This window comes from Bacillus glycinifermentans (assembly GCF_001042475.2).
In the GTDB taxonomy this organism is placed as follows: domain Bacteria; phylum Bacillota; class Bacilli; order Bacillales; family Bacillaceae; genus Bacillus; species Bacillus glycinifermentans.
The window spans coordinates 131915-147604 of sequence record NZ_LECW02000021.1; the positions used below are offsets into that span (position 1 = coordinate 131915).

17 protein-coding genes are annotated in these 15690 nt (G+C 46.7%); 9 read left to right on the top strand and 8 right to left on the bottom strand.

The features are described 5' to 3' along the window. Positions 1-198 precede the first annotated feature (198 nt). The gene (locus tag AB447_RS13340; RefSeq protein ID WP_053071224.1) at positions 199-870 is read right to left on the bottom strand and encodes a YkyA family protein; all 672 of its coding nucleotides are present in this window, start codon (positions 868-870) and stop codon (positions 199-201) included. A gap of 260 nt (positions 871-1130) precedes the next feature. Here AB447_RS13340 and AB447_RS25255 point away from each other — a divergent pair, with 260 nt between their 5' ends. After that, entirely contained in the window at positions 1131-1262 is a 132-nt protein-coding gene (locus tag AB447_RS25255) for a YjcZ family sporulation protein (protein ID WP_082142453.1), read from the top strand. A 119-nt stretch (positions 1263-1381) separates the two neighbouring features. Then, positions 1382-1936, top strand: a complete 555-nt coding sequence (gene def, locus AB447_RS13345; RefSeq protein ID WP_048353074.1) for a peptide deformylase — start codon at positions 1382-1384, stop codon at positions 1934-1936. A 39-nt stretch (positions 1937-1975) separates the two neighbouring features. Here the strand turns inward: def and AB447_RS13350 are convergent, their stop codons facing one another. Further along, on the bottom strand, positions 1976-2749 hold the full coding sequence (locus AB447_RS13350) for a Cof-type HAD-IIB family hydrolase (protein WP_048353073.1): 774 nt from the start codon (positions 2747-2749) through the stop codon (positions 1976-1978). Positions 2750-3148: 399 nt separating this feature from the next. Between AB447_RS13350 and AB447_RS13355 the strand changes: the two genes are divergently transcribed. Both AB447_RS13355 and rnjA read left to right on the top strand, forming a co-directional pair. After that, complete coding sequence (locus AB447_RS13355) at positions 3149-3358, top strand: DNA-dependent RNA polymerase subunit epsilon (RefSeq protein WP_048353072.1); 210 nt, start codon at positions 3149-3151, stop codon at positions 3356-3358. A 4-nt stretch (positions 3359-3362) separates the two neighbouring features. Next, complete coding sequence (rnjA, locus tag AB447_RS13360; RefSeq protein ID WP_048353071.1) at positions 3363-5030, top strand: ribonuclease J1; 1668 nt, start codon at positions 3363-3365, stop codon at positions 5028-5030. Positions 5031-5078: 48 nt separating this feature from the next. Here the strand turns inward: rnjA and ade are convergent, their stop codons facing one another. The 4 genes from ade to AB447_RS13380 all read right to left on the bottom strand — a co-directional run bounded on the left by ade (position 5079) and on the right by AB447_RS13380 (position 9472). Further along, positions 5079-6797: an adenine deaminase gene (gene ade / locus AB447_RS13365; RefSeq protein WP_048353070.1), complete on the bottom strand. Its 1719-nt coding sequence runs from the start codon at positions 6795-6797 to the stop codon at positions 5079-5081. A gap of 123 nt (positions 6798-6920) precedes the next feature. Beyond that, positions 6921-7586 carry a potassium channel family protein gene (locus AB447_RS13370; protein WP_048353069.1) on the bottom strand — a complete coding sequence of 222 codons (666 nt, stop codon included), beginning with the start codon at positions 7584-7586 and terminating at the stop codon, positions 6921-6923. Between the two features lie 86 nt (positions 7587-7672). Further along, positions 7673-8995 (bottom strand): ATP-binding protein, encoded by a 1323-nt coding sequence (locus tag AB447_RS13375; RefSeq protein ID WP_048406291.1) that lies wholly within the window; start codon positions 8993-8995, stop codon positions 7673-7675. 189 nt (positions 8996-9184) lie between these two features. Further along, the gene (locus tag AB447_RS13380; RefSeq protein ID WP_048353068.1) at positions 9185-9472 is read right to left on the bottom strand and encodes an AbrB/MazE/SpoVT family DNA-binding domain-containing protein; all 288 of its coding nucleotides are present in this window, start codon (positions 9470-9472) and stop codon (positions 9185-9187) included. A gap of 308 nt (positions 9473-9780) precedes the next feature. Here AB447_RS13380 and mreBH point away from each other — a divergent pair, with 308 nt between their 5' ends. The 3 genes from mreBH to AB447_RS13390 all read left to right on the top strand — a co-directional run bounded on the left by mreBH (position 9781) and on the right by AB447_RS13390 (position 12315). After that, positions 9781-10788, top strand: a complete 1008-nt coding sequence (gene mreBH, locus AB447_RS13385) for a rod-share determining protein MreBH (protein WP_048353067.1) — start codon at positions 9781-9783, stop codon at positions 10786-10788. Positions 10789-10861: 73 nt separating this feature from the next. After that, positions 10862-10993, top strand: a complete 132-nt coding sequence (locus AB447_RS25835) for a protein YkpC (protein ID WP_096891714.1) — start codon at positions 10862-10864, stop codon at positions 10991-10993. A gap of 89 nt (positions 10994-11082) precedes the next feature. Then, entirely contained in the window at positions 11083-12315 is a 1233-nt protein-coding gene (locus AB447_RS13390) for an aminopeptidase (protein WP_048353066.1), read from the top strand. A gap of 443 nt (positions 12316-12758) precedes the next feature. On the opposite strand, the gene AB447_RS13395 is transcribed toward AB447_RS13390, so the two are convergent. Further along, on the bottom strand, positions 12759-14378 hold the full coding sequence (locus AB447_RS13395) for an ABC-F family ATP-binding cassette domain-containing protein (protein ID WP_046132242.1): 1620 nt from the start codon (positions 14376-14378) through the stop codon (positions 12759-12761). Between the two features lie 161 nt (positions 14379-14539). On the opposite strand from AB447_RS13395, the gene AB447_RS13400 reads away from it, so the two are divergent. Continuing rightward, positions 14540-14782, top strand: a complete 243-nt coding sequence (locus tag AB447_RS13400; protein WP_057957605.1) for a hypothetical protein — start codon at positions 14540-14542, stop codon at positions 14780-14782. A gap of 12 nt (positions 14783-14794) precedes the next feature. Further along, positions 14795-15064, top strand: coding sequence for a hypothetical protein (locus AB447_RS13405; RefSeq protein ID WP_046132244.1), 270 nt, complete (start codon positions 14795-14797; stop codon positions 15062-15064). A gap of 43 nt (positions 15065-15107) precedes the next feature. On the opposite strand, the gene lepB is transcribed toward AB447_RS13405, so the two are convergent. Continuing rightward, positions 15108-15668, bottom strand: coding sequence for a signal peptidase I (gene lepB / locus AB447_RS13410; protein WP_046132245.1), 561 nt, complete (start codon positions 15666-15668; stop codon positions 15108-15110). Positions 15669-15690: the final 22 nt, after the last annotated feature.

The following is a 15690-nucleotide window of genomic DNA, read 5'->3' on the forward strand; positions in this document are numbered from 1 at the left end:
AACAAGTTCCACCACCGCTAAGTTTACACCAGTCGATGATACTCGTCAATCGATTTCATTCCCGAATTTCAATAAATGTATTCGCTTTACTAAAACACTGTTTTCACGGTCTTCACCCTGTTATAAAACTGTTTTAGTATAATCCTCAAACTGTATTACAATAGCTTTGCAGATTTTGTCGAAAAAAGGAGGGCCGAATCAACGGCTCTCCTTGACATCAAACCCTGCGGCCCTGTAAAAATCTTTTTTCGCTTTGTTGTAGTCTGTCGTGTAGGTATTAAAGCGTTCGTTTTGCTTTAACACTTCATCGTATGATTTGTTGATTTTATTCAGCTGTGCTTCAAGCTCGTTAAGTCCGGCGCCTTTATTCTGGAGCAGCTTGTACAGCTCTTTATCCAGCCCGAGCGCATTCTGATAGGACTTGTAGAGATTGTCATACGCCAGGTAGCGCTTTTCCATATAGGAAGCCGCGCTTTCCGCTTTCTTCCTGACTTTCTGATCGTCGATTTTTTCGACGGAAGCTTTGTGCGCCTCAAACTCCTTTTTGGCCTTATCGATGCTTTCTTTTTCCGATTTCAAATGCCGCTCCCGTTTATCTGCTGATGTGAGCGCTTTTTCTGAGAGGGCAACGACTTGGGCAAAATCATCCATATTGAGCTTCATCATCTTGTCATAAAGCTTTGATTCGGTTTGCTCCAGGCTTTTCAGAGATTTCTGCTCCTTTTGAAACGGCTTTTCCAGATCTACGACCTTTTCGAACGCGGCGTGCAGCGAGTCCACCGGATCTTCCCACCAGCATCCCGCAAGCAGAAAGGCCGCTGCGCAAAAGACGGCAATGCCGGTCGGCACGCGCATTTTTAAAGATTTCACTTTCGTATTTCCCCCAATCTAAACACAAATTCAACTATAAAGCGTCTTCGTTTGTTTGACAACCGAAGTCCCGGTCTCTTTCGGACAAGCTGATACAAAATCGGTATGTATCCGTTCTTCGATTTAGAACAGCTGCCCCGGAAATTTGCGCGAAAGTGGGCATTCGACTATACAACCTTTACGCTTTTACATAATTTATATTAGACGCTATGCCTACCTAGGAAAAAGGCTTTGCGTAAATTCACGGAGGAGGTCTGAATATGTACGGTTATTGCTGCCCTTCATATGGATACGGGTATGGCGGTTATGGTCACGGCCGCACATTCGCTTTGATCGTTGTTCTATTTATATTGCTGATTATTGTAGGTGCCGCTTATTTAGGGTGCTGCTAGTACCTGTGCAATGACCAGCCGAAACAGGCTGGTCATTTTACCACCCCGCTTTTTCAAACATTGCACGGCATGCAAATGATCCGCTATACTTTACATATTAATCATTGGGAGTGAAGATGTTGATCACCATGGAAAACATTGTCCGCGACGGTCATCCCGCATTAAGGACCGTCGCCGAAGAAGTTCAATTGCCGGCAAACGAAACAGAAATCAAACAACTGACTGAAATGATCGAATTCGTCAAGAACAGTCAGGACCCCGAAATTGCTAAAAAATACAACCTTCGTCCAGGAGTAGGCCTTGCCGCTCCGCAAATTAACGTCAATAAACGAATGATCGCCGTTCATGCCGAAAGCGAGGACGGTACATTATACAGCTATGCGCTTTTCAATCCGAAGATCGTCAGTCACTCGGTCGAGAAAAGCTATTTGACGAGCGGAGAAGGCTGCCTTTCCGTCGATGAGCCGATCCCGGGCTATGTGCCGAGATACGCGCGGATCAGGGTAAAAGGAACGACCCTTGAAGGCGAGAACATTGACATACGCTTAAAAGGATTTCCCGCGATCGTCTTTCAGCACGAAATCGATCATTTGAACGGTGTGATGTTCTATGATCACATCGACAAAGAAAATCCGCTGAAAGAGCCGGATAACGCGATACCGATCGGCAGGTAACAAAAAAACGGATCATGCCTTGATCCGCTTTTTTTTGGATTATTTCAGAAGGCCGAGCGCCTCAACCGCAAACGCAATTCCGTCCTCATCGACGGGTTTTGTAATAAAGTCGGCGGCTTTTTTCAACTCTGGTACGGCATTTCCCATCGCCACTCCGGTGCCTGCAAATTCGATCATTTGCAAATCGTTCAGCCCGTCTCCGAACGCGTATGTATCCTCCCTTTCAAATGGAAGCTTTTCGATGACTTTTTTAATCCCTTCGGCCTTTGATCCCCCCGCAGGCAGCACATCTGTCGAACGCTCGTGCCAGCGGACGAGGTCGAATTCGCTGAAGCGACCGTATTGGCGTTCATCTGCCTCCTCACAAAACAAAAGCACCTGGAAAATGTCCCTGCCTTTATAATAAGAGCGGTCAAATTGCGGCGGATCGACTTTTAAGCTGCCGATTCCCTCATGAATAAAGGGATGATCATCGACTGAAGACCGCATGTCTTCCTCTCCCATAAAAACGACGGGGTGGCCGCATTGGTCTGAATGCGCAAGCAACGCTTCAAGGGATTGCCCGGAAAGAGGGTTTTTATAGATGACTTCCCCTTCAAATACGACATATTGGCCGTTATAAGATACAAACGAGTCGATGCCGAGCTCTTCAAGCACGGGACTGACCATAAAGGGGGCCCGTCCGGTGGCGATAAAAACGTGGTGTCCGCGCTCCTTCAAATTGGAAATAGCCGTTTTCGCACTCGCGGGAATGGTTTTATCGTGGTCATAAATCGTTCCGTCAATATCAAAGAAAATCAGTTTTTTATCCATGACTGTGAATCCTTCTCCCTTAGTTGTATGATTTTATCATTCCTCTTTCCATCATACAAAAACTGAAGCATTCAGAAAACCTTCGCAACCCGAAAATCAAAAGAAAATTACATTCCAACAATATCCATGTAACAATGAGCAAATTCGTCATATAATAGAACTAAAGGTAACAAGGCCGGTTTGGGACAAGTCAGCGAAAGGAGGAATAAGACATGCTTCGCCGCCTTCGAAAAAAATTAAAAAAACAATTAAACGGCATGATGCGCAGAAAATCAATTGCTTAAAAAGGACCTTCACACAGGTGAACAGGTCCTTTTTTTCTCAATGCTTTTCTTATGAGGCGATTTCGCATATAATAGAAAGATGAGTCTAACAATCGGCAGTTAAGGAGAGATTTGGATGATTTATAAGGTATTTTTTCAGAGCAGCAATGACGAAGTACCTGTTCGTGAAAAAACAGATTCAATTTTTGTGGAAGCTCAATCTGAACGTGATGTCAGATCTAAATTAAAATCATACAACTACAACATTGAGTTTATACAGGAAGTTGAAGGCGCTTTTTTAGAATATGAAAAACAAAACGAAAAATTTAAAGTATTGGAGTTATGAGTGAATGAAATTTGTTAAAAACGATCAAACGGCCGTTTTTGCCTTGGGCGGACTGGGGGAAATCGGCAAAAATACGTACTGCGTTCAATTTCAGGATGAGATCGTGCTAATTGACGCGGGGATTAAGTTTCCGGAAGACGAGCTTCTCGGAATCGACTATGTTATCCCTGACTACACCTATCTGGTCAAAAACGAAGAAAAGATCAAAGGCCTTTTTATTACGCACGGACACGAAGACCACATCGGCGGCATTCCGTACCTGCTCAAACAAGTGAACGTACCGGTTTACGGGGGGCAGCTTGCGATCGGCCTTTTAAGAAAGAAGCTTGAAGAACACGGCCTGTTGCGCCAGACAAAGCTTCATATTATTGAAGAGGACGATATTGTCAAGTTCAGAAAAACGGCGGTTTCTTTCTTCAGAACGACACACAGCATTCCGGACTCATACGGTATTGTCGTAAAAACACCGCAAGGAAATATCGTACATACCGGCGACTTTAAATTCGATTTTACGCCGGTTGGCGAGCCGGCCAACTTGACCAAAATGGCCGAAATCGGAAAGGAAGGCGTTCTCTGCCTCCTTTCTGACAGCACAAACAGCGAAATTCCGGATTTCACGATGTCGGAGCGCAAAGTCGGGGAAAGCATTGACGACATTTTCCGCAAGGTCGAAGGCAGAATCATCTTTGCCACCTTTGCCTCAAACATCCACCGTCTTCAGCAGGTAATCGAAGCAGCGGTTGCCAACGGCCGGAAGGTGGCCGTATTCGGACGAAGCATGGAATCGGCGATTGAAATCGGACAAACTCTCGGGTATATTAAATGCCCTAAAAACACATTTGTTGAAGCCAATGAAATCAACAGGCTTCCGGCCGGAAAAGTGACGATTCTCTGTACGGGAAGCCAAGGCGAGCCGATGGCGGCTCTCTCCAGAATCGCAAACGGCACGCACCGGCAAATTTCGATCAATCCGGGGGATACGGTCGTATTTTCATCATCGCCGATCCCGGGCAATACGATCAGCGTCAGCCGCACGATCAACCAGCTGTACCGTGCAGGAGCGGATGTTATCCACGGAGCCGTAACGAACATCCATACATCAGGACACGGAGGCCAGGAAGAGCAAAAGCTGATGCTCCGCTTGATCAAACCGAAGTTCTTCATGCCGATTCACGGTGAATACAGAATGCAAAAAATGCACGTCAAATTGGCGACCGACTGCGGAATTCCTGAGGAAAACTGCTTTATCATGGACAACGGCGAGGTGCTGGCGCTGACGAGCGAAGAAGCATCAGTCGCCGGAAAAGTCCCTTCCGGAAACGTTTATATTGACGGAAGCGGCATCGGCGATATCGGCAACATCGTCCTGCGCGACCGGAGAATCCTTTCTGAGGAAGGGCTCGTCATCGTCGTCGTCAGCATTAACATGAAGGAATTCAAAATTTCCGCCGGACCTGATTTAATTTCAAGAGGGTTTGTCTACATGAGGGAATCCGGCGATCTTATCAATGACGCTCAAGAACTGATTGCCTCACACTTGAGAAAAGTGATGGAGCGCAAAACGACACAGTGGTCTGAAATCAAAAACGAGATTACAGACACGCTCGCACCTTTCTTGTACGAAAAAACAAAACGCCGTCCGATGATACTTCCAATCATTATGGAAGTATAATCGCAGCGCACTAAAAAACGGATGCACCTTAACAGTGCATCCGTTTTTTCATTGCACGGAAATGTGCGTGAACGCTTGAACATCAAACAGCCCTTCGGTCGTCATCTTCACATCGGGAATGACCGGCAGCGCCAAAAAGGAAAGCGTTAAAAACGGATTGAAGCTTCCTGAAAAACCGGTTTGTTTCAAGGCACCATGAAGCGATTTCAAGCTCTCGTTGACCTCTTCCAGCGGTTTGTCTGATAAAAGCCCTGCGATCCGCAGTGCGACGGAATGGAGCTCTTTTCCCCCTTTAGCGACGGTCAGTCCCCCGCCGATCTTGCCCAAGATGCCAGCCGCTTTTATTATATCCTCATCATTCGTGCCGACGGCGATGAAATTGTGTGAATCATGCGATATCGTCGCTGCGATTGCTCCCTCTTTCAGTCCGAATCCCTTTACAATCCCGAGGCCGATTTCCTTTATGCCCCGGTGGCGTTCAATCACCGCGATCTTCAGCAAATCGCTTTCCGGATCTGCGCGGAAAAACGCCCCGTCTTTCGGTTTAGCGAAGACGAGCTTTGTCTCAAGCTGGTTGGGAATGATTTCGATGACGCGAATGTCCTTGTCCCGAACAAGGGGAATCCCGAGGTCCTCCGCCTGTAAATCAGGCAGATGCACCGTCTCGAGCAGCGCCTGTTCAGGCTTAGAGCCGGCAGCGTCCGCTTCATTCAATCCGCTGTACACCTTCCCGTTAATCATCGTCTTTGTGATGCGTACATTCTTTAAATCGCTGATAAAGAGGAGATCTGCATCATAGCCCGGAGCGACCGCGCCTTTCGTTTTTAAGCCGTAGCATTCTGCGGCATTGAGGCTTCCCATTTGATAGGCAAGAAAGGGATCAAGCCCTGACAGAATGGCAAGCTTCACCTGGTGATTAATGCTACCTTCGTCGATCAGTTCGTCCAAGTGCTTATCATCCGTACAAAAAAAGAAGCGCCTTGCATTTTTTTCGTTAACGGCCGGCAGTACGCTGCGCACATTCTTTGCCACAGACCCTTCCCTGAGCATGACATACATTCCCCGTCTGATCCGTTCAAGCGCTTCTCCAGGAGTTGTGACCTCATGATCTGTCAGAACCCCCGCCGCCCGGTAGATGTTGACGTATTTAGCCGTAAGCCCCGCTAAATGACCGTCGATCCGTTTGCCCGCTGCGTGCGCGTCAAACAGCTTTTGCGTCATGTCCGCCTCCAAAGATTCTACGGAAACGTAATCCATCACTTCCGCCAGGCCGAGTACATCTTCACGGCTGTAAAACGGTTTTAAATCATCGGCATAAAGAGCGGCGCCCGATTTTTCAAACGCCGCCGCCGGTACGCATGAAGGGAGCATGAAATAGATGTTCAGCGGGGTCAGCCGGGCCTGTTCCATCATGAAATGCAGACCTTTTACCCCTGAGACATTCGCGATTTCATGAGGGTCTGTTATAACGGTCGTCACCCCATGGGGAATCACCGCTTTTGCAAACTCCGGCGGCGTCACCATAGAAGACTCGATATGGACATGGCCGTCGATAAAGCCGGGAACAATCATCTGTCCCTCTGCGTCGATGACCTCTTCGCCCTCGTAATCGCCTAACCCGACAATGGCTCCGTCTGCGATGGCTATGTCTTCCTCGATCCATTCCTGATTAAAAACATCCATTATTTTTCCGTTTTTGATCACAATATCAGCTTTTCTGCGATGTCCCGCAGCACCAAGCCGGTGTATGAACATCTCTTTCTCCAAAGGTATAAAGCCCCTCTCGTTTTGTTATGTATATTGTCCAATATCGTATCTGAATCGTTTGAAACAGTCAATGAAAAGATAAAAAAACCGCAAGCGAAAAATGCTTGCGGCATAAGCCGTCCATTATGTCTGCTGAAAAACCTTTTTCTCAAATCGGTCGATATCGGGGTTGGAGCCGATGACAATAAGAATATCGTCCTTTTGAATCTCCTCTGTGGCAAGCGGGGACACGATCACTTCTTTTCCGCGTTTTATCGCAACGATATTGATTCCGTACCTCGCCCTGATATCAAGATCAAGCAGCGTATTTCCCGCCAGCCTGCTGTTTGCTACAATTTCGACAAGGCTGTGCTCATCTGACAGTTCGAGATAATCAAGCACATTGTTGGACACGATGTTATGAGCAATTCTTTTGCCCATATCACGCTCCGGATGAACGATCCGGTCAGCTCCGATTTTCGATAATACCTTTTCATGATAATCATTTTGCGCCTTGACCGTAATCGATTTAACGCCCAGCTCTTTTAGCATGAGCGTTGTCAGAATGCTTGCTTGAATATCTTCTCCGATCGCCACGATGACATGGTCAAAATTGCGCAGCCCAAGATTTTTCAGTACGGATTCGTCTGTCGTGTCGCCTATGACGGCATGAGAAGCGATCTTCGCGTATTCGTTGACACGGTCCTCGTCCCTGTCGATCGCCATCACCTCAAGACCTTCTTCACTTAATGTCTTGCAAATGCTGCCGCCAAACCGGCCGAGTCCGATTACTGCAAATTCTTTTTTCATCGAAAATTCCTCCATGGGTCAATCTTTTACAAATTCTATCATATGAAAAAGGTTTTTTCCTCTTTTTCTTCATATGTATGTTTATTTCAGGTCGCATGACTGAATTCCTGCGATTTTTCGCAGTGTGCGGCCTTATCAAGCGGCAGCAAAATGTGGAATGTGCTCCCTTCGCCCAATTCGCTGTCTACCTTTAGTTCCCCGTTATGGGCGCCGATGATATTTAAACAGATCGTAAGCCCGAGCCCTGTGCCTTCCTGTTTTGTCGAAAAGAAAGGTTCGCCGATCTTGGCCAGTTCATCTTCTGACATGCCTCCGCCTTCATCTTTGATGCTGATTTTCACAAAGCTTTCTTCCTTCTCTGATGAAATCTTGATTTTTCCTCCGTCAGGCATCGCTTCGATCCCGTTTTTAATCAAGTTGATGAACACTTGCTTGATTTGATTTTCGTCGCCGTTTATTTCCCACTCTTTTCCTTCCTTTTGAAAGGCTTTTTCGATTTCGATATGGGACAATACCGCATTTGTTTCAAGCAAGGTCGTGACCTGCTGCAAAACGGAATTGATCTTGATTTTTTTAAACTGAACCTGATGGGGCTTTGCCAATACGAGCAGCTCCCCGAGCACGGAATCAATCCGTTTGATTTCAGAAAAGATAATGTCAAAATACTCGGTTCTGTCAGGGTATTCCGATTTCATCAATTGCAGGAACCCATTTACAGATGTGAGCGGATTTCTTACCTCGTGTGCGATTCCCGCGGCAAGCTGACCGGCCATCGCCAGCTTTTGAGACTGCATGGCAAGGCGCTGATTTGATTTCAAAAGCTCCATTTCCGTGTTCTTTCTCTCTGTAACATCTGTCAGCGTACCTAAGCTTCCCGTAAATTGGCCGTTCGTATAATAAAGCTTATAGTGTACTTCACCCCAAAACTTGCTTCCGTCTTTGCGGTGGTACAGAACTTCGATTCTTCCTTCCTGCTCCCTGTTCTTCAACCGGCTCATCAAATGATTCGAGATGCGCTCTTCATGATCAAAATAATCATTGTACATCGTTCCGAGGCTTTCTTCGACACTGAAGCCGGTCAGGGTAGTCCACGCCTGGTTCAAGAAGGTAATGTTACCTTTCCGGTCGGTTTGAAACACGATTTCCTGAAGGTTGTCCATAATCCGGTTCGTTGCCGCCGAAAGCTCTTTATATTGTTTTTCGCTTTCCTTCAGCTTATAAACAAGCTGATTGGATTCATCAATGTACAGCGTCAGCCACCATACGCTGACCAATGTCACAAGTGTAAACAGCAGATCAACCGTCCAGTTAATTTGATTTCCCAATATCCCGTAAAATAAATAATTCCAAAACATAATAAAAGTCATTGCCAAAGCGGTCGCAATGATCCGTCCTTGATATCTTTTCATGACCCCACCTGCCACTTGTATTTCTCTGTTAATTGTAACATTCTTTACACCATCTTTGAGAGGATTGTTCGAAGTATTTATCGTCTGCACTGCCGAATTTTCCAGTGACGGGGATGTCGGTCATCTTCTCGGAAACCGATTTCTGGCAAAAAAAGCCCTGCCCGGGTGAACAGGCAGGGCGGCTCAATGTTACGATTTGGCCTGGTGCAGCGCGCTTTTGAGTTCTTCCAAAAGCAATTTGGCGCCATCCGGGCTGAGCGTAATGTTTCCGTTTCCGTATTCGCGGTTTTCCGATGTAATCTCTCCGGTTATCAGACAAACGCCGTAAGGTTTATATTTTTTCAAAACGATTTTATCCTTGTCAACGAAGAATTCAATGCTGTCCTTAATTGAGATATCGAGCGCCCTTCTCAATTCAATCGGCATCACAATGCGGCCGAGTTCATCTACTTTTCTCACAACTCCTATGGATTTCAACGTCTTTCGCCTTCTTCCTCAATATGTTTCTATTTTTCTAAGATATTGTCTTAGTATAACGATAGACGTACAATAGAGGCAAAAAGTTTCCCCCTTTCAGACAAAAAATCCGCGCAATAAAAATGAAATAATTTTCTCATGATGCCAATATGAGGTCATCATTTTACAGGTTTTTTTCAATGTCGTCACAGACCCCCAAAAATCGATGTTTTTCAGAGAAAATTTAAATGGAATGAATATCTTTTTCTCAACGCGAAGAAAAAACATTTCGTTTATCAAAAAATTTTAAATAGAGATTGGGTGAAAATATGTTTCAAACAACCGAGATCGGAATTGATCTAGGAACAGCGAACATACTGGTTTACAGTAAAAACAAAGGGATCATTTTAAACGAACCTTCCGTCGTTGCCGTTGATACGGAATCAAAAAGCGTTTTGGCCGTCGGAATCGAAGCGAAAAACATGATCGGAAAGACACCTGGAAAAATCGTCGCAGTCCGCCCGCTGAAAGACGGGGTTATTGCCGACTACGACATGACGACAGACCTTTTAAAACAGATTATGAAAAAAGCCGGGAAAAACATCGGCTTTACATTCAGAAAACCGAGCGTCGTCGTCTGCACGCCTTCCGGTTCGACCGCTGTCGAAAGACGGGCCATCAGCGACGCCGTCAAAAACTGCGGCGCCAAACAGGTCCATTTGATCGAAGAGCCTGTAGCAGCGGCAATCGGTGCAGACCTGCCTGTCGATGAACCCGTTGCCAACGTCGTCGTCGATATCGGCGGGGGCACGACTGAAGTGGCGATTATTTCGTTCGGAGGCGTCGTATCCTGCCACTCGATCCGAATCGGCGGCGATCAGCTTGATGAAGACATCGTTTCATTCGTACGAAAAAAATACAACCTGCTGATCGGGGAACGGACGGCCGAGGAAGTCAAAATCGAAATCGGCTATGCTTTGATTGAACATGAAACGAAGACGATGGAAGTCAGGGGACGCGATCTTGTCACAGGCCTGCCAAAAACGATTACGCTTGAATCAAACGAAATCCAGGCAGCGATGCGCGAGTCCCTTCTTCACATTATCGAAGCGATCAGAGCGACGCTTGAGGACTGCCCTCCGGAACTGAGCGGAGACATCGTCGACCGCGGCGTCATTTTAACGGGTGGCGGCGCCCTCTTGAACGGCATCAAAGAATGGCTCTCCCAGGAAATCGTCGTTCCTGTCCACGTTGCTGCAAATCCGCTTGAATCCGTAGCCATCGGGACCGGCCGTTCTCTTGAAGTGATTCACAAATTGCAAAAAGCCGCTAAATAATTTTATTTTTGACGTCTTTTTTGCAGACTTCCTTCATATCGTGGGAAATGGAGTAACGATAAGGAGGAAGAACATGCTCAAGGATTTGGGAAGACGCGTGGCCATTACCGCTATCTTAAGCGGCATCATTTTAGGCGGGATCAGTGTTTCGCTCAGCAACATGCCGAGCTCTCCCCCCGGCCAGACAGCCAAAATAAACCGCTGAAAAAGTTCGCAGCCTGCCCGCTGCGAACTTTTTATTTTGAGTCAAAATTTGTTATGATGTTATGGACAATAAAGGAGGTTTTTGCAAACATGAGTTCATTTACCGATAAACTTAGTAAATACGCCCAGCTTGTCGCAGAAGTAGGCGTCAACGTCCAAAAGGGACAGCATGTCGTGATCAACGCTTCGACAGAGAATCGCGACTTCGTCCGCCTGCTCGTAAAAAGCGCATATGAAAGAGGAGCAAAACATGTGACAGTCCGCTGGCAGGATGACGTCGTCACCAGACTGAAATTTGAGCTTGCGCCAACAGAAGCGTTCGAAGAGTATCCGGAATGGGAAGCAAAAGGCATGGAAACGCTCGCCAATGAGGGTGCAGCATTTATTTCGATTGTCTCATCAGGCCCCGACCTTTTGAAAGGAATCGATTCAAAACGGATTGCGACACAGCAAAAAGCGGCCGGAAAAGCTTTGCATACATACAGACAAATGATTCAGTCCGATAAAGTGAGCTGGACTGTCGTGGCAGCCCCCTCTCCTGCATGGGCGAAAAAAGTGTTCCCTGAAAGCAGCGAAGAAAAAGCGGTGCAAATGCTTTGGGACGAAATTTTCAAGACGACCCGCGTCGACCGCGAAGACCCGGTCAAAGCATGGAAAGAGCACGACCAGACGCTTCGTGATAAAGTGAGCGTTTTAAACGAAAGGCATTATCAGGCCCTTCATTATAAAGCGAAAGGCACGGACCTCACGATTGAACTTCCTGAAAAACACGTCTGGGTCGGGGCCGGAAGCGTCAATGAAAAGGGCGATGAATTCATGGCCAACATGCCGACGGAAGAGGTGTTTACCGCTCCGAAAAAAGACGGGGTGAACGGAACCGTTTCGAGCACAAAACCGCTGAGCTACGGAGGAAACATCATCGACGGCTTTACGCTGACATTTGAAAACGGACGGATTACCGATGTCAAAGCAGAGCAGGGCGAGGATATTTTAAAAGAGCTGGTCGAGACGGACGAAGGCTCGCACTACCTGGGCGAAGTCGCACTGGTCGCCCACGATTCGCCGATCTCAAAATCAAATATCCTGTTTTATAACACGCTGTTTGACGAAAATGCTTCAAATCACCTTGCCATAGGAAGCGGATATGCGTTCAACATCGAAGGCGGCAAAGAAATGACGCGCGAACAGCTGGCAAAGGAAGGATTGAACGAAAGCATCACCCATGTCGATTTTATGATCGGCTCCGGCGAAATGGACATCGACGGAATCACGGCCGACGGAAAAAGAGAACCGATCTTCCGCAACGGCAATTGGGCTTTATAAGGCTGACACATCCGCATATGCGAGAAGGGCTTCAAATGGAAGCCCTTTTTATGATGTTCCGCCCGGAAACTGTCCGTTTTTGTACAGAATGTTTCCAACCGGCGCAATTATCCTGACGCTTCCATTCATTTACAAAATTCTAAAACGGTTTAAGGTTTTAAGATTTTGTCATCCTTTCAGCGTGACCCGAAACCCTTATAGTCTAGGAAGGCTGAGCATCGGACTTTCACAGGACGTGATGACGACGGTGTTCGGACAGGACGTCCGGGCACTTAACCGTCGTTCCCTATCTAAGGATGTGATGACGGCGGCGTTCAGGCAGGGCGCCTGAGCGTTTAGCCGCCGTTCCTTTCTTATTCGTGAGCACCGACTTAGCAGGCCTGGCAACGAATGCAAGGGTTTGTCGACACGCTGAAAGCCCGCCGAAGAGGCGGGCTTTCGTGTTATGCGTATAACTCGGCCAATTTGCTTTGAACCGTTTTGTCTTCTAAAAACTCATCATAGGTCATTTGCTTATCAACGATGCCGTTTGGCGTAATTTCGATGATCCGGTTGGCAATCGTCTGAACGAACTGATGGTCGTGGGACGTAAACAGCATGGCGCCTTTAAAGCTGATTAAGCCGTTGTTCAGCGCGGTAATCGACTCAAGGTCCAAGTGGTTTGTCGGCTCATCAAGCACAAGCACGTTCGCTCCTGAAAGCATCATTTTTGACAGCATGCAGCGGACTTTTTCTCCCCCTGACAAGACGCTTGCCTTTTTGAGCACTTCTTCCCCGGAGAACAGCATCCGGCCTAAAAATCCGCGCAAAAAGCTTTCGCTCTGATCGTTCGGCGAAAATTGGCGAAGCCAGTCGACAAGGTTCATATCGCTGTTCTCGAAAAACTCGCTGTTGTCCTTCGGGAAAAAGGCCTGCGATGTTGTCACGCCCCATTTAAAGGTTCCGCTGTCAGGCTCCATTTCCCCCGCCAAAATTTTAAACAGCGTCGTGGCGGCAAGCTCATTCCGGCCCGTAAAAGCGATTTTATCGTCTTTGTTCATCATAAAGCTCACCGAATCAAGCACTTTCACGCCGTCGATTGTTTTGGAAAGATCCTGAACAACAAGCACGTCATTGCCAATTTCGCGTTCCGGCGTGAAGTTGACATACGGATATTTCCGCGATGACGGTTTAATGTCATCGAGCGTAATTTTTTCAAGCAGTTTTTTTCTGGAAGTCGCCTGCTTCGATTTGGAAGCATTTGCGCTGAATCTGGCAACGAACTCTTGAAGCTGTTTGATCTGTTCTTCTTTCTTCTTATTGGCTTCCTGGGCCATTTTAAGCGCAAGCTGGCTTGATTCATACCAGAAATCATAGTTGCCGACGTAAATTTGGATTTTGTTGAAATCGAGGTCGGCGATATGCGTACATACTTTATTTAAAAAGTGGCGGTCATGCGATACGACGATAACCGTATTCTCAAAGTTGATCAGAAACTCTTCAAGCCACTGGATCGCCTGAATATCAAGGTGGTTTGTCGGCTCATCCAAAAGAAGTACGTCAGGCTTGCCGAATAGCGCTTGTGCAAGCAGAACTTTCACTTTGTCAGATCCGCCGAGATCGGCCATTTTCTTCGTATGAAGCTCTTCAGGAATACCGAGTCCTTTCAGCAGAATCGCCGCTTCCCCTTCAGCTTCCCAGCCGTTCAGCTCGGCAAATTCACCTTCAAGCTCTGCAGCGCGAATGCCGTCTTCATCGGAAAAATCCGGCTTCATGTAAATAGCATCTTTTTCCTGCATGACTTCGTACAGGCGCTTATGGCCCATGATGACGACTTTCAGCACTTCGTGTTCCTCGTATTCAAAGTGGTTCTGCTTCAGCACGGCGAGGCGCTCTCCCGGGCTCATGTGAACGTCTCCGGTCTGCGGCTCGATCTCCCCTGATAATATCTTCAAAAAGGTAGATTTCCCCGCTCCGTTTGCTCCGATTAACCCGTAGCAATTTCCAGGCGTAAATTTAATGTTTACATCTTCAAACAGCTTCCGGTCCGCAAACCGCAAGCTGACATTACTCACAGCTATCATGTAATATCCTCCATCACTAATACTTCATTAAAAAGAGTATAACACGAATAGTCTTTAAGAGAAATGCTTTGCTTTTTTACAATAAAGTTTTAAAGCAATATGAACACTTGCATCTATGTTGTTACAATATGTTACAATTAATGTGGATTGGGGGATGGAATATGAATATAAAAGATGATCCTGAAATTAAAAGATGGATAAACATGAGGCCGTGGCATGCGCTGTTCGTCTCGCTCGCGATGGTGATTTCCACGATGTCGATCGGATTTTTTAAAGGCTATGATATGTGGACGACGGACTTTCTTATTTTTTCGTGCCTTTTAGCCTTTTTCGGCCTTCTTGTAGGCTGGCTCCAAAAGATATATTATAAAAAAGTAATGTTCGGGGAAAACACGGAAAATTAGACGGAGGAAAACATGAAGCTTATCACTCTGACAGAATACTGCATGTTTATTTTTTTTACCGGGGTATATGTGGCGGTAACCGGTTTTACAGCGCGCGATCTCGGCCTTTATCTCGGAATCGCCATCATTTATACGTTCGTACATATCGCAGCAAAGCGCATGCTGACAAAGCACGGAAAAGAAGCCGCCGACATCAAGCTCTTCTACAGCGTGCTCCTTATTACAGCTTCGGTGTTCATTACCGTGCTGTTTATTATAGTACTGGCATCATTCTCATCATAAAAGAAAAAACGCCTGGCGTCCGATGCGGACGTCAGGCGTTTTTTTAATCTGTTTTTCGGATTTCATTAAACGGGAAAAACACAAATTCCGATGTCCCGGCTATCCGCTTTTTATCAATCAGCCCGAGGCCGTTCCGGCTGTCCATCGATCTCTGGCGGTTGTCGCCCATCACGAAGTACTTGCCTTCAGGAACTTTGACAGGACCGAAGTCACCGGTCAGCTTCACCCCGACTTCCTCAGCTTCTTTTTTGTTGTGCGAAAGATACGGCTCATCCACTTTCTTCCCGTTAATGAGAAGCGTGTCATCCTTCATTTGCACAGTATCTCCCGGCAGACCGATCAGGCGTTTGACATAGTGGACATTTTTTTCATCGCCGTCGATAATGACGATGTCTCCCCGCTTCAATTCCCCGGCGTATTTCACCGTTTTATAAACAAACAAGCGTTCCCCGTCGTGGAGCGTCGGGTCCATCGATGTCCCTTCGACTAAATACGGCTCGAATAAAAACGTCCTGATCAATAGAGCCAGAGCGACTGCAATGACAATGGCTTTTACCCATTCAAAGAGAGAACTTTTCTTTTTGGCGGATTTTTCTTCAGTCAAAACGCTTCCTCCTAAAACAGTC

Excerpts from the sequence above, each read along its gene's own strand:
- AB447_RS25255 (WP_082142453.1), top strand. The coding sequence starts at position 1,131 with ATGTACGGTTATTGCTGCCCTTCATATGGATACGGGTATGGCGGTTAT.
- AB447_RS13350 (WP_048353073.1), bottom strand. The coding sequence starts at position 2,749 with ATGGATAAAAAACTGATTTTCTTTGATATTGACGGAACGATTTATGAC.
- AB447_RS13355 (WP_048353072.1), top strand. The coding sequence starts at position 3,149 with ATGATTTATAAGGTATTTTTTCAGAGCAGCAATGACGAAGTACCTGTT.
- rnjA (WP_048353071.1), top strand. The coding sequence starts at position 3,363 with ATGAAATTTGTTAAAAACGATCAAACGGCCGTTTTTGCCTTGGGCGGA.
- AB447_RS13370 (WP_048353069.1), bottom strand. The coding sequence starts at position 7,586 with ATGAAAAAAGAATTTGCAGTAATCGGACTCGGCCGGTTTGGCGGCAGC.
- AB447_RS13375 (WP_048406291.1), bottom strand. The coding sequence starts at position 8,995 with ATGAAAAGATATCAAGGACGGATCATTGCGACCGCTTTGGCAATGACT.
- mreBH (WP_048353067.1), top strand. The coding sequence starts at position 9,781 with ATGTTTCAAACAACCGAGATCGGAATTGATCTAGGAACAGCGAACATA.
- AB447_RS25835 (WP_096891714.1), top strand. The coding sequence starts at position 10,862 with ATGCTCAAGGATTTGGGAAGACGCGTGGCCATTACCGCTATCTTAAGC.
- AB447_RS13390 (WP_048353066.1), top strand. The coding sequence starts at position 11,083 with ATGAGTTCATTTACCGATAAACTTAGTAAATACGCCCAGCTTGTCGCA.
- AB447_RS13395 (WP_046132242.1), bottom strand. The coding sequence starts at position 14,378 with ATGATAGCTGTGAGTAATGTCAGCTTGCGGTTTGCGGACCGGAAGCTG.
- AB447_RS13400 (WP_057957605.1), top strand. The coding sequence starts at position 14,540 with ATGAATATAAAAGATGATCCTGAAATTAAAAGATGGATAAACATGAGG.
- AB447_RS13405 (WP_046132244.1), top strand. The coding sequence starts at position 14,795 with ATGAAGCTTATCACTCTGACAGAATACTGCATGTTTATTTTTTTTACC.